Raw genomic sequence first — 19,272 nt, forward strand, 5'->3', positions numbered from 1 at the left:
TGTTTTTTAAATATAGATATTAGAGGTTCTATGAATACATTTTACAAAATAGGTTTTTGCTGTCTTTTTTTATTGACTTTGTACGGTTGTGCAACGTTTAAAACCCAATATCGGGAACCTTATGTTCCCATTGCGGAATCTGAAAACCCTATTGAACATACGTTTTATTTAATAGGTGATGCCGGAAATTCACCAATGGGTACCAAAACAGTAGCGTTAAAAGCCTTTGAGTCTGCATTGAACAAAGCAAGCGCCAATAGTTCTGCCTTTTTTTTAGGTGATAATATTTACCCAAGTGGTTTACCAGAAAAATCAGCTGATGGTTATGCATTTGCTAAACACCAATTGGATGTACAAATAGATGCCGTAAAAAACTTTAAAGGCAAAACGGTTTTTTTACCAGGAAATCACGATTGGTATTCAGATGGTTTAAAAGGTTTGGAACGTCAAGAGGATTATATTGATGATGCTTTAGGAAAAAACTCATTCCAACCTGAAAATGGTTGTCCCATTGAAAACGAAACAATAACCGATAATATTGAATTAATTTATGTGGATGCCAAATGGTATATGGCTAATTGGGATAAACATCCAACCATAAATGATAAATGCGATATAAAAACTCGTGAAGCTTTTTTAGATGAGTTTGAAAGCCGCATAAAAAAAGCGCGAGGTAAAACGACCATTGTTGCTATGCATCACCCTGTTTTTACAAATGGACCACATGGCGGACAATATAGTTTTATGGAACACATGAAGCCCTTTCCAATTTTAGGAACCCTAAAAAATATTTTGAGAAAAACTACAGGTGTAAGTCCTGAAGATATCCAGAATAAGCGTTATAACGAATTTAGAAAGCGCATTATAACATTAGCACAGGAAAATGACCATGTTATTTTTGTGGCTGGTCATGATCATAATTTACAGTATTTAGTCCAGGATAATTTAACACAAATAATTAGTGGATCCGGTTCTAAATCTACGGCTACCAGAAATGTTGGTAGCGGTTTGTTTTCGTCCAGCGAACCAGGATATGCCCGTTTGGATGTGTTTAAAGACGGCTCAAGTCAAGTTCGGTTTATAGAAGCTAAAACAGAAACCGTTTTGTTTTCTAAAGATGTGTATCCAGTTCAAAAACAAGAACCACGCAATTATGCAGCAAACATACCTCAAACCATTCAAGCATCTATTTACACGGATGAGGAAACAGAGAAAAGTAATTTTTATAAATTTCTTTGGGGAGAACGCTACTCGCAGGATTTTAGTACAGCTATTCAAGTAAAAACGGTCCTGTTAGATACGCTTTATGGTGGCTTAAAACCGGTTAGGAAAGGTGGTGGAACACAGTCAAATTCCTTGAGACTCGCAGATTCAACAGGACGCGAATTTGTGATGCGTGGTTTACGTAAAAACGCGTTAAATTATATACAAGCATTCGCATTTAAGGATCAATATGTTGAGGGGCAATTTGATAATACGGTAGCTGAAGAATTAATACTTCACGTTTTTACAGGATCTCATCCCTATGCCCCATTTGTAACCGCGACTTTGTCTGATGCTATTGGGGTTATGCATACTAATCCTGTTTTGTATTATGTGCCACATCAAAAAGCAATTGAGCCTTATAATGATACATTTGGTGATGAAATATATATGATTGAAGAACATGCAGGTGATGATCATGGCTATCAGAAAAGTTTTGCATTTTCTAATGAACTTATAGGTACGGATGATATGCTAGCAGAAATTCGTTCAGATGAAGATATTGTTATCGATGAACCTGCATACGTGCGTGCGCGTATTTTCGATATGCTCATTGGCGATTGGGATAGACATCATGATCAATGGCGTTGGGCAACAACCCAAAAGAATGGCAAAACAGTATATGTACCAGTGCCAAGAGATCGCGATCAAGCTTTTTCCAATATGAATGATGGCTTTTTACTGGGCATTGGATCTAGAATTATTCCTACTGCAAGATTATTACAAGGTTATGAAGACAATTTACGCAGTCCAAAATGGTTTAATTTGGAACCATACCCATTGGATGTGTCATTAATCAGTCAATCCGATAAATCAGTTTGGGATGAGCAGGTAAATATAATAACATCCCAATTAACGGATGCCGTTATTGAAGAAGCTTTCACAAATATACCTCAAGAATTACAAGGGGAAACCATTGAGGATATTAAAAGCAAATTACGCGCTAGACGTGGTAATCTACAAGAAATTTCAGACACCTATTATGCACATGTCAATAAATTTGCAATTATAAAAGGTACCGATAAAGATGATTATTTTGATATTGAGCGTTTACCAAATGGCAAAACGGCTGTTACGGCATATCGTATAAAGAAAGGTGAAAAAGCTGATATATTCCATAAGCGTACTTATAGTAAGGACGAAACAAAAGAGATATGGATTTACGCATTAGATGATGACGACGTACTACACGTTCATGGCGAGGGAAATAAGCTTATTAAATTGCGATTAGTTGGTGGGCAAAACAATGATATTTATAATATTGAAAATGGCAAGAAAACGCATTTTTATGATTATAAGTCGAAAGATAACACCTTCAAAACAACCAAAGGCAAGAAGCATTTGACCAATAACTATGATATCAACACCTATAACTATCTGAAATTAAAATATAACGCCAATCAGGTTATTCCAATTATTGGTTACAACCCAGATGATGGTGTTAAACTAGGCGTTAAAGACACCTATACAGTTTACGGCTTTAATCGAAATCCGTTTACCTCGCAACATAAATTATCAGCAGCTTATTATTTCGCAACTAATGGTTTTGATTTATCATATAGCGGTGAATTTGCAAACATAATTAATGATTTCAATTTAGGAGTTGATGTTATTTTTACAAGTCCAAATTACAGTGTTAATTTCTTTGGCTATGGTAATGAAACCATAAATCCAAATGCTGAGAACGATGCTATTTTTAATAAAGATTATAATCGTGTAAAATTACGAACCTTGCGTTTTGCACCTTCCTTAATTTATAAAGGCTATTTGGATGGTGTTTTTAAATTAGGATTGGCCTATGAAACCATAGAAGTGGAGGAAACTAAGGGGAGATTCATTAACGATTATTATTTATCAAGTTTAATAGAAAACAGTAATTCCTTTATTGGTGCTTTTACGTCCTACCATTTCGAAAACAGGAATAATAAGGCGTATCCATCTATTGGTTTTGAAACGAATTTAAAATTGGGTTTTCGTACTAATTTGGATGAATCTACTAGCATGGGTTATATTATTCCAGACATTAGTTTTAATTATAAATTAGAACCAACAGGAAAGCTGGTTTTAGCAACTAAATTAAAAGGTCATATAACATTGGGAGATAATTATGAATTTTATCAAGCGGCTTCAATTGGTGCTAGTGATGGACTTCGTGGTTATAGAAATCAGCGGTTTACAGGAAAAAACTCTTACTACCAATTAACCGATTTGCGGTATATGTTTAGCAAAATAAAAACAGGAATTTTACCAATTAACCTAGGTGTTTATTCTGGTGTGGATTATGGTCGTGTTTGGCTTAAAGATGATCCTTCAAAAAAATGGCATAACTCCTATGGTGGTGGTTTATTAATAATGGCCGCTGAAGTATTTACAGGGAATGTGTCCTTGTTTAACAGTGATGATGGCTTACGGTTTGCTTTCGCATTGGGATTAAATTTTTAAGAGTTTTATAAAATTTGTTTGGCTTTATTTTTATAAAAGCGTCTATAAATAATACCTTGTAAAAAAATATAATTATGAATTCTGTAGATAGCTTACTAGAAATCCTTGAATTAAAACACCTTGAAGAAAATCAGTTTGAAGGCGTAAGCGAGTCCGTAGGAAGTCCCAATGTTTTTGGAGGCCAAGTTTTGGCTCAAGCACTGAATGCTGCTTATAGAACTATTCATAATAATCGTGTTTTACACTCTCTACATGCCTATTTTTTAGAAGCTGGCCATTTGGATTACCCTATTCATTATGATGTGAGTATTATGCGTGATGGAGGCAGTTTTTCAGTACGTCGTGTAACGGCTAGTCAGAATAATCAAACTATTTTTATTTTATCCGCTTCATTTCATAAAACAGAAGAAGGATATTCGCATCAAATAGAAATGAAACCGGATATGAAGCAACCGGAAGAACTGATGAGTTGGACCGATATTTTAAATGAATATGGGAGCATGTTGCCCTCTAAAACCAAAGCGTTTTTAGAAATCCCGCGTCCTGTTGAGTTCAAACCAACCTATCTCCCGAACCCTTTAGATAGAAAAGATTTGCCGGCATTTGCCGATGTATGGTTTAAGTTAAAAGGAGATGTAGGCGATATGGAATTAGCAATTAAGCAACAAATTCTGACGTATATTTCAGATTATAATATTTTGTCTGTGGCACTACAACCACATGCCAGTAAAGCGCATTGGGGAAACTTATTAACCGCCAGTTTAGATCATTCCATGTGGTTTTTCCGTGAATTTGATTTGAATGATTGGTTATTATTTTCGCTAGAAACACCAAGCACAGGAAACGCTAGAGGTTTTGCTAAAGGAAATATCTTTACGCGTGATGGCGTTTTAGTAGCCTCTGTTGCACAAGAAGGTTTAATGCGTCCAATTAAGAAATCTTAATCTAAAGTTAACTCATATAGGTTTCCACCCTCATTTTTCTTGAACTCATCGGTAATATAAAGTGTGTTATTAATTTCAAAAACGCCTTCTTTTTGAGTGTTATGATCAAATGGGATGCTTATTACTTTTCCTTCAAAAAAATGGTCATTTTCAAAATCTGAAATCTCCCATACTTTATCATGATTTAGTAAATACATACGTTTGCTATCTTGGCTCATAGCGGCAGAGGTAATTTTATTGTTTTTGCCTTTCAAATTAAATTCAGAAATCAGTTCGGCTTCATGATTCCCAATACGATTGGGGATTTTTAAGGTTCTAAATTTTTTCGATTCTTTACTAAACACATAAAAATAATCGTTGTGTAGAAAAAAAGCTTCAAAATCTTTGGGTTTTACATCCTTTGGCAAACTAAACCGAATAAGTTCTGCTTTAGTACTTTTTATATTAGCTTGTGGATTCGTTATTTTTAAAATGGAAAAAGTGGTTTTGTCTTTATTATTGTTTCCAAAATCGCCAATATAAAGGTTGCCTTTTTTATCGGAAGTCAAATCTTCCCAATCCCGATTATTTGCATTTTCAACAATAATATCCGCTTTAATGCTGCCTTTTTCATCTAATCCATATATATGGTTGTTATTTCCAGCATCTTGGATTACCCAAAACAAATCGGAATTCGTCGTTTTTTCAATGGCAGAAATCTCTGGTAAACTGCTAGGTAAATTAGCAATGACTTTCGGATTTCCGTTTTGGCAAGCTATAAATATGGATGCAAATAGTGTAAGCGTGGTTTTAATTTTCAAATCCTGTTTATTTTACCATAAATTTACAAACATAAACTGACACTAAAAATTTTGAATATGCAGAATGCTTCAACCCGTGTTTTTGGTCATCGAGGCGCTAAAGGTTATCTAGCGGAAAACACTATAGAATCCATTGAAAAAGCACTGGGTTTTAATGTGGATGGCATTGAAATAGATGTGCATCTGTGCGCTTCTGGTGAATTAGTTGTTTTTCATGATTTCACATTAGATAGAATGACAAATGGAACTGGTGAAGTTGGTAAACAAACTCTAGAAGCCTTAAAAAACCTAACAGTCAACGGTGGGTTTCAAGTTCCGACTTTAGAAGATGTATTAAATTTAATTGATAAAAAATGCATTTTAAATATTGAATTAAAAGGAAAAAACACAGCCATTAAAACCTGTGAAATGGTTGATAATTATGTTCGGAATTATGGTTGGAAATATGCTGATTTTATTGTGTCTAGTTTTCAGCATGCTGAATTAGAAGCCGTATTTCAAACCAATAAAAATATACCACTAGCCGTTTTAACAAAAGCCAGTGTTACCGAAGCAATAGAATTTGCTGAAACTATTAAGGCTAAAATTATTCATCCTAATTATGCTTTATTAACAAAAGATAATGTGAAGCTGGCTCAAAATAGAGGTTTTGAAGTTAACACCTGGACGGTAAATGATGCCGATACTATTCTACGTATGAAAGATTATGGTGTTAATGGTATTATTTCAGATGTGCCAGATAAAATATGAAACAACAAGATGTACTTATTATTGGAGGTGGAGCTGCGGGGTTTTTTGCAGCCATTAATATGGCGGAATTGAACCCAGAACTATCTATCACCATTTTGGAGAAAGCCAAAGAAGGTTTACAAAAGGTGAAAATTTCTGGAGGAGGCCGTTGCAATGTTACCCATGCCGAATTTATTCCGGCAGAATTAACACAGAACTACCCACGAGGTGAAAAAGAACTATTAGGACCCTTCCACCAATTTATGACAGGTGATACGATTGCCTGGTTTGAGAAACGAGGCGTGGAATTGAAAATTGAAGACGATGGTCGCATGTTTCCCGTTTCAAACTCATCTCAAACTATTATTGATTGTTTCCTAAATGAAGTCCAGAAACTAAAAATTAACGTGCAGTATAGTCAGAATGTTACGGCAATTGTCGTTCAAAATAATTCTGAAGGTTTCATCGTTTCAACAAAAGATGAAACCTATCAAGCTGATAAACTACTTATAGCAACAGGTAGTTCTGTCAAGTTTTGGAAGTTAGTGGAAGGATTAGGACATACTGTTGTGCAGCCCGTTCCATCTTTATTTACCTTTGATATTCAAGATGAACGAATCCAGGATATTCCTGGCGTTGTAGCGCTAGACGTAGGTGTTTCTGTTGTTGGAACAGATTTACATTCCGAAGGGCCTTTGCTAATTACCCATGTTGGAATGAGTGCGCCAGCTATCTTAAAATTATCTGCTTTTGGTGCTTTGGAATTAGCGAAACGCAATTATAATTTTAAAATTGAGATTAATTTTATCAAGCAATCTTTTGATGATTGTTTGAATCATTTAAAAGAACTCAAACAACAGTTTGCTAAAAAAACCGTTTATAAAGCCGCACAATTGGATTTACCAAAACGCTTATGGCGAAAACTGGTTTTGGCTGCAGGAATTTCGGAAGCTGATCGTTGGGCAGATTTAAACAAGCAACAATTGGAAGATTTGAGTAATCAATTGACCAGCGCTATTTTTCAGGTTACAGGAAAAAGTACGTTTAAAGATGAATTTGTAACAGCTGGAGGGATTAATTTAAAAGAAATTAACTTCAAAACTTTTGAAAGTCGCATTCATAAAAACCTCTATTTTGCAGGGGAAGTTCTTAATATTGATGCGGTCACTGGTGGTTTTAATTTCCAGAATGCCTGGACTGGCGCTTTTATTGTAGCGAAATCTATATAGATTCGATATATTTTTTTTATATTTAGTATATAGAATCTATATATCATGGGAAAGACAAAAAAATTAATTGAACTAGACGATAAAGCCATTGCTATTCTTGAAAAGCAGGCAAAACTTGAAAAGCGTTCCTTGAAAAATTATCTGGAATATATGATAGAAGATACGGCTTTACGTTATAGCGAACCATCAGAAGAATATAAAAAAATGATGGATGATATGATTGAACGTCACGAAAAAGGAACACTTAAAACCTATTCTTGGGAAGAGATAAAGAAAGAATATGGACGTTAAAACTGTTGAGTTTACTGAAGAAGCCAGGCTAGAATTTCATAAAGCAAAATGTTTTATGGAATTCAATGGTTACGAAAATGAGTTTTGGTCAGATGTAAATAGACAAATGGATTTAATATTGGAATTTCCCTATGCTTTTCAAATTCGTTATAAGCACGTTCGTGTGGTGTCTTTACAGAAATTCAATTATTCCATTCATTATGTGCAAAAACCAGATGGTATTTTAGTTTATAGATTTTTAAATCTAAAACAAGACTATTAAATGACAACTTTTGTCTTGCTTTTAAAAGGGATTAACGTTGGTGGACATAAAAAAATCCCGATGGTTGATTTACGGGATTTATTAACTAAATCTGGGTATAAAAACGTGAAAACCTATATCCAAAGTGGGAATGTTATTTTAGAATCGGCAACCAACGATATAGCAGAAATAGAACCGGATATTACGGCGGCTATTTTAAAACAATTTGGTTTTGAGGTATCAGTTTTAGTGAAAACACGTCATGATTTAGAACGTATTTTTAATTCGAGTCCCTTTTCCGAAGAAAAAAAGAAAGCCAGTTATTTTATCATGCTTCATAAAACACCAGATGCTGATTTAGTACGTGAAGCTTCAGAAAAAGTCAATGAAGGTGAAGAATACGAAATTATAAACGACTGCATTTATTTTTTTTGCGAAAAAGGCTTTGGGCAGGCGAAATTCAATGTAAGTTTCTTCGAACAAAAATTAAATACATTTGCAACCGCTAGAAACTATAACACAATGCTAAAGTTATTATCTTTGTCAGCATAAAATGAGTCGATGACAGAACAACATTTCATTCCGGAAAATTTTTCAGAAACACGTCCAAACGGTCAAGTTGCTTGGGAATCACCTAGTAATATTGCTTTAATTAAATATTGGGGAAAACGTAAAAATCAAATTCCTGAAAACCCTTCTATCAGTTTTACATTAAGTAATTGCAAAACTATTACCACGCTTTCGTTTAAAGCGAAAGATACCAATGATACTTTTTCATTTGATGTATTTTTAGAGGGTAATAAAAAAGAAGATTTTAAGCCAAAAATTCAAACCTTTTTTGAACGCGTGGAGCAGTATTTGCCATTTTTAAAAGATTATCATTTTATTATTGAAACCAAAAACACTTTTCCACACAGTTCGGGAATTGCTTCGTCTGCATCTGGTATGAGTGCTTTGGCCTTGTGTTTAATGAGTGTTGAAAAACAAATTATTGAAAAAGATGTCACCTTGAACGTAGTTGAGAGTTCTTATGATGAAAAATACTTTAACCAAAAAGCATCATTTTTGGCACGTTTAGGATCAGGTTCCGCTTGCCGAAGTATTGAAGGCGATGTAATTGTTTGGGGAGAAACGAACGTCGTGGAAGGAAGTAGCAATTTATTTGGAACAAAATACCCGTATCCAGTTCACGATATATTTAAAGAGTATCAAGACACTATTTTACTCGTTGACAAAGGCGAAAAGCAGGTAAGTAGTACGGTTGGCCACAATTTAATGTATGATCATCCGTATGCGCAAAATCGCTTTCAGCAAGCACATGATAATCTAGAAAAAATGAAAATCATTTTGGAATCAGGCGATTTGGACGCATTCATTGGTTTGGTTGAGAGTGAGGCATTAACGCTTCATGCAATGATGATGACAAGTATGCCGTACTTTATTTTAATGAAGCCTAATACCTTAAAAGTAATAAATGCCATCTGGGATTTCCGTGAAAAAACGGGTTTACCAATTAGTTTTACATTAGATGCTGGAGCAAATGTACATGTGTTATACCCTAAACGCGATGCTGTTCCAATTCTAGAATTTATTAAGAACGAGCTTGTTACATATTGCCAAAACCAGCATTTTATTTCAGACCAAATTGGTTTTGGTGCTACTCAAATATAATTTTATTACGTATCTTTGTTATACGGTTTCTGTATACTGAATGCTGATAACTGAATACTAATTTATGAAAGGACCCCTTTTTTACTCAAAAATATTGCTCTTCGGAGAGTATGGAATCATTAAAGATTCCAAAGGTTTATCTATACCATATAATTTTTATAATGGTGCTTTAAAGGTGGCCGAAAACCCCACAGAATCCTCTATTAAATCTAATTTAAGTTTAAAACGTTTTGCTGATTATTTAGAGCAAATTAATCCGGAATTAGTCACTTTTGATATAGCAACTTTAAAAGCAGATGTGGAAGCAGGCATGTATTTTGATTCGTCCATTCCGCAAGGGTACGGCGTTGGTAGCAGTGGTGCTTTAGTAGCTGCACTTTATGATCAGTATGCACAAAATAAAATCACGGTTTTAGAAAATTTAACACGTGAAAAACTCATTCAATTAAAAACTATTTTTTCTGAAATGGAATCGTTTTTCCATGGTAAGTCTTCGGGTCTCGATCCGTTAAATAGTTATTTAAGTATTCCAATCCTTATCAACTCTAAAGATAATATTGAAGCTACTGGAATTCCGTCGCAAACGGCTGATGGTAAAGGTGCCGTTTTTTTATTAGATAGTGGTGTGGTTGGCGAAACGGCTCCCATGGTACGTATTTTTATGGAGAATATGAAGCAGGAAGGTTTCCGTAATATGCTTAAAAATCAATTCATAAAACATACCGATGCTTGCGTAGACGATTTTTTGAAGGGAGATGTAAAATCACTTTTCAAAAACACCAAGCAATTATCAAAAGTTGTGTTGAATCATTTTAAACCAATGATTCCATTGCAATTTCATGAGCTGTGGCAAAAAGGCATTGAAACCAATGAGTATTACTTAAAACTTTGTGGCTCCGGTGGAGGCGGTTATATTTTAGGTTTTACTGAAGATATTGATCAAGCCAAAAAATCACTTTCGGATTATAAATTAGAAGTCGTTTACAACTTCTAAATTTTTCAAACATGTTTTCTCGCAGGCAAAAACACATTTTACTAAAATTTTTTAGTCTGTTTTCGGTTATTCGTGGGTATAATATTCTCATTATAATCATTGCGCAATATTTAACCGCTATTTATATTTTAGCTCATGATTTACCGCTTCGTGAAGTTGTTTTCGACTTAAATTTATTTATGCTCGTGCTAGCATCGTCAGCAACTATTGCCGGTGGATATATTATCAATAGTTTTTACGATTCTGAAAAAGATTTAATAAACAGACCTATTAAGTCTCAACTTGACAGATTAGTAAGCCAAAATACCAAGCTTTCCTTTTACTTTTTATTAAATTTTATTGCCGTCATCATGGCCAGCTATGTGTCCTTTAGAGCGGTCATTTTCTTTTCGCTTTATATTTTTGGAATCTGGTTGTATTCGCATAAACTTAAAAAATTACCTTTTATTGGCAATCTAACATCTGCCATTTTAACTATTACACCATTTTTTGCCATTTTCATTTATTATCGGAATTTTGAAACGGTCATTTTTGTACACGCTACATTTTTGTTTTTAATTATCTCTATGCGCGAATTGACAAAAGATTTAGAAAACATAAAAGGAGATTTGGTTCAAAATTACCATACAATTCCCGTTGTTTACGGCGAAAAAGCATCTAAAATTATGCTAACAGTATTAACATTACTAACCCTTATTCCTAGCTATTTGGTGCTGTATAAATTTGAAATTGGCCATATGTACCTGTTTTTCTATACCTGTATTTTGTTGCTCGTGGTGTTTCTTTTGTTGCTTTGGCTTTCTAAAACAAAAACACACTATCTCATACTTCATAATATTTTGAAGTTTATTATTGTTGCTGGTGTATTTAGTATTCTTCTAATTAATGTGGATTTGGTCCTATCTAGAATATTTTAAGAGACTATATATTCAATGTTTAGCCAATTGAATCTGTAGGTTAATTCATTAAAATGTCAACTATTGTATTACCTTTGCCTAAAATTTAGTAATCATGAGCAGACAGCAAGGAAGTAGCGGAAAAGGAAAATCCGCAGGAAGAGGACAGCAAGACGGAAAAGATAAAGTTTCGGGACGTGGTTCTAACAACGAAAAAAGTAAAAGTTTTGCACGAGGAAACGCGCCAATAAAGCCAAAGGCAACACCTAACAAAAAGAAGGATTCAGGAGAAATCCGATTAAATAAATACATTGCTAATTCAGGAATTTGTTCCCGTCGTGAAGCCGATGAGCATATTGCTATTGGATTGGTAACCGTTAATGGAAAACCTGTTATTGAAATGGGTTATAAAGTGAAATTGGAAGATGATGTTCGTTATGATGGCAGACGTATAAATCCAGAAAAAAAAGCTTACGTTTTATTAAATAAGCCAAAAGGTTTTGCTACCACAACGAGTGAAGGTAAAGGGAGAACAGTTATGGATTTAGTGGCAAACGCTACGGATTCTCGTATAAAGCCTATTGGACGCTTAGGAAGAAATTCCACGGGTTTATTATTGTTTACCAATGATGAGGAGATTGTGAAAAAATTCACAAATTCTAAACATGGTGTACCGCGTTTATTCCAGGTGGAATTAGATAAGAATCTGAAATTCGAAGATTTAAAAAGTATTCAAGAAGGTATAAAAATTGATGGCAAGTTAACACCTGTAGAAGAGATTAGTTATATTGAAGGTCAGAGCAAGAATCTGATTGGTTTAAAAATTAAAAATACAGGAAACACAATTATCCGAACTATTTTTGAACACCTAAATTACGATATCATTAAGATTGATTGTGTGGCTATTGCGCATCTTACCAAGAAAGATATTCCAAGAGGTCATTGGAAACATCTTACAATTCAAGAAATCAACACGCTTAGGATGCTGTAAAACAGCATTTTAATGCAATTAAAAAAAGATAAAAAAAAAGCTCGAAATTCAAAAAAATATATTTCATTTGCACCGCATTTAGCTGAACAAATTGAAAACTGTTTTTATTTTCGGGCTTTTGACTTTCAGGAAGTCATTTTCAAAAGCCGCTTACAGATTAAGTAACCGAATTTTAGAGCTAACTTCCGTTTCATATATTTTATCAAGCCAACATTTATTTGGCTTTATTCCTACGACTCATCCTCAAATTCAAGTTTGATTATTTTATAATTTAATGTTATATTATCGCTGAAAATAATATCAGTTCGTACCTTTAAATTTTAAACATCAAAATTAATGAATACAAAATATATTGATCTAATCAATCAAACCTTTGATTTTCCACAAGAAGAATTTAAACTGGAAGATAAAACACTAGAATTCCATGATGTAGACCTTATGCAACTGGTTGAGGATTATGGAACTCCCTTAAAATTTACCTATTTACCGCAAATATCAAATAATATTCAGCGCGCAAAAGGTTGGTTTGCAAAAGCCATAAAAAATAATAAATATAAAGGCAAGTATAATTATTGCTATTGTACAAAAAGTTCCCACTTTAAACACGTCTTAGATGAAGCGTTAACAAACGACATTCATATTGAAACATCATCTGCTTTCGACATAGACATTGTTGAAAATTTAAAAGTGGAAGGTAAAATTACAGATAAAACCTATGTAATCTGTAATGGTTTTAAACGTTCGCAATATGTAACTAATATTGCTAGACTAATCAATAGTGGACAGAAAAACTGTATTCCAATTATTGATAACTATGAAGAAATAGATTTACTTTCCGAAGAAATAAAAGGAAAATACAATATTGGTATTCGTATTGCTTCTGAAGAAGAACCAAAATTCGAGTTTTATACGTCTCGTTTAGGGATTGGATATAAAAACATCGTGCCATTTTATAAAAACCAAATTCAAGATAATAAGAAAGTTAAACTTAAAATGTTACACTTTTTTATTAATACAGGAATTCGCGATAACGCCTATTACTGGAATGAGTTGGCAAAGTGTTTAAAGGTTTACACCAGCTTAAAAAAGATTTGTCCAACCTTAGATAGTTTGAATATTGGTGGTGGATTTCCAATAAAAAATTCATTAGCATTTGAATTTGACTACGAGTATATGATTGATGAAATTATCAATCAAATAAATTTAGCATGCGAGAATGAAGATGTAGCCGTTCCAAATATTTTTACAGAGTTTGGAAGTTTTACAGTTGGCGAAAGTGGCGGTGCTATTTATGAAGTCCTTTATCAAAAACAACAAAATGATCGTGAAAAATGGAATATGATTAATTCATCATTTATCACGACCTTACCAGATACTTGGGCAATTAATAAGCGGTTTATTATGTTGCCAATTAACCGTTGGTACGAGAGTTATGAACGTGTACTATTGGGAGGTTTAACCTGCGATAGTGATGATTACTATAACAGTGAACAACACATGAATGCTATTTATTTACCAAAATATAATAAGGATAAACCGTTGTATATTGGCTTTTTCAATACAGGAGCTTATCAGGAAACCATTGGTGGATTTGGTGGATTGCAGCATTGCTTAATACCATCGCCAAAACATGTATTAATTAATAAAGATGCTGATGGAAACATCACCACAAAATTATTTGCGGAACAACAAAAAAGTGAAGACTTACTTAAAATTTTAGGTTACAATGGACAATAAAACGTATGCAGGAATAGAGGAGCAATATTCCAAATTAGATAGCTCAAAAATCGTATTAATATCTGTACCTTATGATGGCACAAGTACATGGCAAAAAGGTGCGGATAAAGGTCCAGAAGCATTTTTAAATGCGTCAGAAAACATGGAGCTTTATGATATTGAAACAGGAACAGAGGTATACAAACAAGGTGTATATTTAGCGAAGCCTATTACTGAAAATTCATCACCAGAAAAAATGGTTGATGCGGTTCATGAAGCAACAAAAAAGTATATTAAACGCAACAAATTTGTTACTGCTTTTGGTGGTGAGCATTCAATTTCTATTGGTACCATTAGAGCATTTAATGAGTGCTTTGATAACCTTACCGTACTGCAATTAGATGCACATGCCGATTTACGTAAAGAATACCATGGTAGTAAATGCAATCACGCGTGTGCGCTTTATGAAGCAAGTCAAACAGCAAATTTAATTCAAGTTGGTATCCGAAGTATGGATGTTATTGAAACTACCGTAATGGATTTTGACAAAACATATTTTGCTCATGATATGGCTGTGGATGATACTTGGATGGATTCAGCAATCGATCAGATGACGGAAAATGTATTTATTACAATAGATTTAGACGCTTTTGATCCGTCTATCATGCCAAGCACAGGAACACCAGAACCAGGCGGTTTACTATGGTATGAAACACTTGAATTTTTACGTCAAGTTTTTGCGGAAAAAAATGTGGTAGGTTTTGATATTGTGGAATTATGCCCAAATGAAAACGAGCGTTCTTCCGATTTTTTAGCTGCGAAACTCTATTACAAAATGCTGACTTACAAGTTTCTAGATGATGCTGCTGGCGACAGTTTCGATAACAATTTTAATGAATCAAAAGAAAATACAACTAAATTTTCTAAATTTAATGAAGACGATGACAACTAAAGGAGAAATATCAAAATTTATAGAAAAGTACTACTTACATTTTAACGCAGCTGCTTTAGTAGATGCCGCAAAAGGGTATGAGGATCAACTATATAATGGCGCTAAAATGTTGGTGTCATTAGCTGGAGCTATGAGTACGGCTGAATTAGGTAAAATATTTGCCGAAATGATTCGTCAAGATAAAGTTCAAATTATTTCTTGTACAGGTGCAAACTTGGAGGAAGATATTATGAATTTAGTAGCGCACTCTCATTACAAACGTGTGCCTAATTACCGAGATTTAACACCTCAAGATGAATGGGATTTGTTAGAAAAAGGTCTAAACCGTGTTACGGATACCTGTATTCCTGAAGAGGAAGCATTTAGAAGAATCCAAAAGCATATTGTAAAAATTTGGAAAGATGCAGAAGCCAAAGGTGAGCGTTATTTACCGCATGAATATATGTACAAATTATTACTTTCAGGTGTTTTAGAAGAGCATTATGAAATTGATATTAAAGATTCTTGGATGTATGCAGCAGCCGAAAAAAACCTACCTATTATCTGCCCAGGATGGGAAGATAGTACTATGGGTAATATTTTTGCAAGCTACGTATTAAAAGGTGAATTGAAAGCCAGCACTATGAAATCAGGTATTGAATACATGACTTTTTTAGCGGATTGGTATACCGATAACTCTGAAAACGGTATCGGTTTCTTCCAAATTGGAGGTGGTATTGCGGGTGATTTCCCAATCTGTGTGGTACCAATGTTGTATCAAGATATGGAACGTCCAGAAACACCATTTTGGAGTTATTTCTGTCAGATTAGTGATTCTACAACTAGTTACGGATCGTATTCAGGAGCTGTTCCTAACGAGAAAATTACTTGGGGGAAATTAGATATTAATACACCGAAATTTATAATTGAAAGTGATGCAACTATTGTTGCACCATTAGTTTTTGCTTACCTGCTTGGGATGTAAATATGAAAACGCAGAAAATTGAAAATATTGAATTAAAGTACCTTACAGTTGACGATTATGAGGAATTAAAATCGGCAACCTTGGAGGCTTATGGAGGCGTTTTAAATTCGTATTGGAAAAAGCATCACATAGAAGATTTAACTAGAAAATTTCCGGAAGGTCAAGTCGTAATAAAAATTGATGGAGACATTGCTGGTTGCGCCTTATCCATTATTGTGGATTATGATTCTATTGATGATGAGCATACCTACGAAGATATTATAGCGGGAGAATCTTTTAAAAATCATGATAAAAAGGGTGATGTTTTATACGGAATAGACGTGTTTATAAAACCAAAATACCGTGGATTGCGTTTAGGTAGACGACTTTATGATTACCGTAAAGAAGTGTGCGAAAACTTGAATTTAAAAGGAATTGTTTTTGGTGGTCGTATGCCAAATTACCAGCACCATAAGGATTTAACTCCTAAAGAATATTTTGAAAAAGTAAAACGTAAGGAAATTCATGACCCGGTTTTAAATTTTCAAATTTCTAATGATTTTCATCCCGTTCGTATTTTAAAAGGGTATTTGGAAGGTGATACAGCCTCCAATGAATATGCTGTTTTAATGGAATGGGATAATATTTACTATACCAAACCGAATAAAAAAGCGAGTACCGTAAAAACTATTGTGCGTTTAGGCCTTATTCAATGGCAAATGCGGACCTATACGGGTTTAGACGAACTGATGCAACAAGTGGAGTACTTTGTAGATAGTGTGTCTGCGTATCGTTCAGACTTTGCGGTTTTCCCAGAGTTTTTTAACGCACCACTAATGGCGAAGTTTAACCATATGCATGAGCCAGATGCTATTAGGGAATTGGCAAAGTACACAGAGGTTATTGTAAATAAGTTGAAACAATTATCTATTTCGTATAATATCAATATTATTTCTGGTAGTATGCCCGAATTGGTAGATGATAAATTATATAATGTCGGATATTTATGTCGTCGTGATGGAAGTGCAGAACGATACGAGAAAATTCATGTAACACCAGATGAAGCTAAAGTCTGGGGAATGCAGCGTGGAAATAAATTGCAGACTTTTGAAACAGATTCAGGAAAAATTGGTATTTTAATATGCTATGATTCGGAATTTCCAGAATTATCACGTTTATTGGCAGACGAAGGTATGGATATTTTATTCGTGCCGTTTTTAACGGATACACAAAATGGGTACTCTCGCGTCCGTTTATGTTCGCAAGCAAGAGCTATTGAAAACGAATGTTATGTTGCAATTTCAGGGAGTGTCGGTAATTTACCGAACGTGAATAATATGGATATTCAGTATGCGCAATCGGCTGTGTTTACACCTTGCGATTTTTCATTTCCAAGTAACGGAATCAAGGCTGAAGCAACACCAAATACCGAAATGATTCTTGTAGCTGACGTTGATTTGAGCCTGCTTCGCGAACTTCATTCGCATGGAGCTGTTAAAAATTTGAAAGACAGACGAAAAGATTTTTATGATGTTGTCAGAATTAATCACAATAAATAGTAACTTTATTTTTTTTAAAAGTATAAATATTTGCCCAAGTAATGAAAAATAGAAATGATAATTTAAAACGCGTAATTGTAGACTTTAAAAAGCTTACACCAGAAATTTTAGCTTTGCTCGTTGAAAAATATCCTGATGGTTATGATGAAGATCAAATTGTTTCCTTCAGAAATGCAAAAAACGAAATCATAGAAGCTGTTGAAGTAACAACTAGTGATACCAAGTATTTAGTAAAAGTTAGTACCAAACTAGCTGTAACTATGGAAAACTACGATGAAGATGATTACGAAGATTTTGATGGTGCAGATCCTGAAGCAGTTCAAGATCCAGATATTGAAATAGCAGATGAAGACGTTGAAGACGATATTGATTAATTTGTTATAACATGAGAACTGCGGTTTTTAAATCTTATGAGAATGGTTATTTTATCTTCTGGTTTGATAACGGAGAAGAGCTAGCTTTTGAAGAAGTTCATCCACGTGTATTAAAACAATTCGATTTAAAGAATGATGAGAATTATATTGATCAAGAATTTAAAATAGTTTTTGTTGAAGCACCTGACCCTTATGATGACGATTTAGTGATTTATAGAGTAGAAAATTTAAAACCACTATAATTTCGTTAATTAATACTTTAAAATTCAGAACTATAAATAGCATTTAAAATAAAAAGCAATTGGTTAATCCAATTGCTTTTTTTAAATAAAAGTGTGTTATTCAGCAAATGGCGTTGCGTTTCATAAATTACCCAATCGTTTTCCCTAACCCTAAATTATACTAAAAAATAAAATGAAAATACTAATATTAATGGTTGCCTGTATGGTAGCCATGACAACAAGTGCCCAAAAAAAACAAAAAATAAAAGGGGATAAAAATGTTGTAGACATATATAAAAATCTAGACCCGTTTTCGCAAATTGAAGTAACCGATGGTCTGGAAGTATTTATTATGCAAACCAGCTCTAATGGTTATCATGTTAAAACAGACGCAAACCTAGTAGATATCATTAAATTAGATGTTATTGATGGTGTTTTAAAAATTTATACGACTCATAAAATAGTGTCAAGCAAAAAGATGGAAATATACGTCACGTTTCAAGATTTGGAGCGTATTCATATAAATCAGAACGCACAAGTAGAAGGTCAAAATAAATTTGAGTTATTAGACTTCACCTTAAACTGTATGGAAAATGCGACTTTTGACCTAGATATAAATACCACTGATTTTTTTGTTCAAATGGATGATTCATCAAGAGGAGAGCTCCAAATTAAAAGTACTAATGCGAAGGCGATACTCAATGATAAGGCTCGGCTAGAGGGCATCATTTCCATAGATAATATGGAACTAACAATTAATAAAAGCGCCTATGCCAAGCTTGAAGGAAATGTAGAAAACCTTAATCTTATGGCTTCAGGATCTGCAGATTTAAAGGGTAAAGATTTAAAAGTTACAGAAGCCGAACTTAATATCTCAAATTCGTCTGAAGTGTATTTGTATGTAAGTAAACATTTAAGTATTTACGCAAGAGGAAAAAGTATTCTTCATATTTTTGGTAGTCCAGAAATTTCAGTGAAAGGATTGAGTGATAAATCTCAAATACTAAAAAAATAAA

Annotated in this window: 20 protein-coding genes; 19 read left to right on the forward strand and 1 reads right to left on the reverse strand. The window is 33.8% G+C overall.

Going from position 1 to position 19,272, the window contains the following annotated elements:
* Nucleotides 1-30: 30 nt before the first annotated feature.
* On the forward strand, nt 31-3,705 hold the full coding sequence (locus tag ACN0QX_RS01735; protein WP_417195196.1) for a metallophosphoesterase: 3,675 nt from the start codon (nt 31-33) through the stop codon (nt 3,703-3,705).
* A 74-nt stretch (nt 3,706-3,779) separates the two neighbouring features.
* Nucleotides 3,780-4,649 (forward strand): acyl-CoA thioesterase, encoded by an 870-nt coding sequence (locus ACN0QX_RS01740; protein ID WP_248395989.1) that lies wholly within the window; start codon nt 3,780-3,782, stop codon nt 4,647-4,649.
* On the opposite strand, the gene ACN0QX_RS01745 is transcribed toward ACN0QX_RS01740, so the two are convergent.
* On the reverse strand, nt 4,646-5,449 hold the full coding sequence (locus ACN0QX_RS01745; protein WP_417195198.1) for a hypothetical protein: 804 nt from the start codon (nt 5,447-5,449) through the stop codon (nt 4,646-4,648). The genes ACN0QX_RS01740 and ACN0QX_RS01745 overlap by 4 nt on opposite strands.
* A gap of 57 nt (nt 5,450-5,506) precedes the next feature.
* On the opposite strand from ACN0QX_RS01745, the gene ACN0QX_RS01750 reads away from it, so the two are divergent.
* The 17 genes from ACN0QX_RS01750 to ACN0QX_RS01830 all read left to right on the forward strand — a co-directional run bounded on the left by ACN0QX_RS01750 (nt 5,507) and on the right by ACN0QX_RS01830 (nt 19,271).
* Nucleotides 5,507-6,199 carry a glycerophosphodiester phosphodiesterase gene (locus tag ACN0QX_RS01750; protein WP_417195200.1) on the forward strand — a complete coding sequence of 231 codons (693 nt, stop codon included), beginning with the start codon at nt 5,507-5,509 and terminating at the stop codon, nt 6,197-6,199.
* Nucleotides 6,196-7,407: an NAD(P)/FAD-dependent oxidoreductase gene (locus tag ACN0QX_RS01755; RefSeq protein ID WP_417195202.1), complete on the forward strand. Its 1,212-nt coding sequence runs from the start codon at nt 6,196-6,198 to the stop codon at nt 7,405-7,407. Before ACN0QX_RS01750 ends, ACN0QX_RS01755 begins: the two co-directional genes overlap by 4 nt.
* A 45-nt stretch (nt 7,408-7,452) precedes the next feature.
* Nucleotides 7,453-7,698, forward strand: a complete 246-nt coding sequence (locus tag ACN0QX_RS01760; RefSeq protein ID WP_066250464.1) for a hypothetical protein — start codon at nt 7,453-7,455, stop codon at nt 7,696-7,698.
* Nucleotides 7,688-7,960 carry a hypothetical protein gene (locus ACN0QX_RS01765; protein WP_066250461.1) on the forward strand — a complete coding sequence of 91 codons (273 nt, stop codon included), beginning with the start codon at nt 7,688-7,690 and terminating at the stop codon, nt 7,958-7,960. The genes ACN0QX_RS01760 and ACN0QX_RS01765 overlap by 11 nt, the downstream gene beginning before the upstream one ends.
* Nucleotides 7,961-8,491, forward strand: a complete 531-nt coding sequence (locus ACN0QX_RS01770; RefSeq protein WP_417195204.1) for a DUF1697 domain-containing protein — start codon at nt 7,961-7,963, stop codon at nt 8,489-8,491.
* 9 nt (nt 8,492-8,500) lie between these two features.
* Nucleotides 8,501-9,610, forward strand: a complete 1,110-nt coding sequence (locus ACN0QX_RS01775) for a diphosphomevalonate/mevalonate 3,5-bisphosphate decarboxylase family protein (RefSeq protein WP_376858010.1) — start codon at nt 8,501-8,503, stop codon at nt 9,608-9,610.
* A 64-nt stretch (nt 9,611-9,674) separates the two neighbouring features.
* Entirely contained in the window at nt 9,675-10,604 is a 930-nt protein-coding gene (locus tag ACN0QX_RS01780; protein WP_248395967.1) for a mevalonate kinase, read from the forward strand.
* An 11-nt stretch (nt 10,605-10,615) separates the two neighbouring features.
* Complete coding sequence (locus ACN0QX_RS01785) at nt 10,616-11,521, forward strand: geranylgeranylglycerol-phosphate geranylgeranyltransferase (protein ID WP_417195206.1); 906 nt, start codon at nt 10,616-10,618, stop codon at nt 11,519-11,521.
* A 94-nt stretch (nt 11,522-11,615) separates the two neighbouring features.
* A complete protein-coding gene (locus ACN0QX_RS01790) occupies nt 11,616-12,491 on the forward strand; it encodes a pseudouridine synthase (RefSeq protein ID WP_248395963.1) in 876 nt (291 codons plus the stop codon).
* Between the two features lie 12 nt (nt 12,492-12,503).
* Entirely contained in the window at nt 12,504-12,656 is a 153-nt protein-coding gene (locus ACN0QX_RS01795; protein WP_248395961.1) for a hypothetical protein, read from the forward strand.
* 171 nt (nt 12,657-12,827) lie between these two features.
* Nucleotides 12,828-14,228: an arginine decarboxylase gene (locus ACN0QX_RS01800; RefSeq protein WP_248395959.1), complete on the forward strand. Its 1,401-nt coding sequence runs from the start codon at nt 12,828-12,830 to the stop codon at nt 14,226-14,228.
* Nucleotides 14,218-15,159: an agmatinase gene (gene speB / locus ACN0QX_RS01805; protein ID WP_376858005.1), complete on the forward strand. Its 942-nt coding sequence runs from the start codon at nt 14,218-14,220 to the stop codon at nt 15,157-15,159. Before ACN0QX_RS01800 ends, speB begins: the two co-directional genes overlap by 11 nt.
* Complete coding sequence (locus ACN0QX_RS01810) at nt 15,149-16,123, forward strand: deoxyhypusine synthase family protein (protein ID WP_248395955.1); 975 nt, start codon at nt 15,149-15,151, stop codon at nt 16,121-16,123. The genes speB and ACN0QX_RS01810 overlap by 11 nt, the downstream gene beginning before the upstream one ends.
* Nucleotides 16,124-16,125: 2 nt before the next feature.
* The gene (locus ACN0QX_RS01815; protein ID WP_376858001.1) at nt 16,126-17,661 is read left to right on the forward strand and encodes a bifunctional GNAT family N-acetyltransferase/carbon-nitrogen hydrolase family protein; all 1,536 of its coding nucleotides are present in this window, start codon (nt 16,126-16,128) and stop codon (nt 17,659-17,661) included.
* A gap of 41 nt (nt 17,662-17,702) precedes the next feature.
* Complete coding sequence (locus ACN0QX_RS01820; RefSeq protein ID WP_248395951.1) at nt 17,703-18,035, forward strand: hypothetical protein; 333 nt, start codon at nt 17,703-17,705, stop codon at nt 18,033-18,035.
* An 11-nt stretch (nt 18,036-18,046) separates the two neighbouring features.
* Nucleotides 18,047-18,277: a hypothetical protein gene (locus ACN0QX_RS01825; RefSeq protein WP_066250421.1), complete on the forward strand. Its 231-nt coding sequence runs from the start codon at nt 18,047-18,049 to the stop codon at nt 18,275-18,277.
* A 172-nt stretch (nt 18,278-18,449) separates the two neighbouring features.
* The gene (locus ACN0QX_RS01830) at nt 18,450-19,271 is read left to right on the forward strand and encodes a head GIN domain-containing protein (protein WP_248395947.1); all 822 of its coding nucleotides are present in this window, start codon (nt 18,450-18,452) and stop codon (nt 19,269-19,271) included.
* Nucleotide 19,272: the final 1 nt, after the last annotated feature.

The sequence above is a fragment of the Bizionia sp. genome (assembly GCF_048259285.1).
Taxonomy (GTDB): Bacteria; Bacteroidota; Bacteroidia; order Flavobacteriales; family Flavobacteriaceae; genus Algorimicrobium; species Algorimicrobium hallyeonense.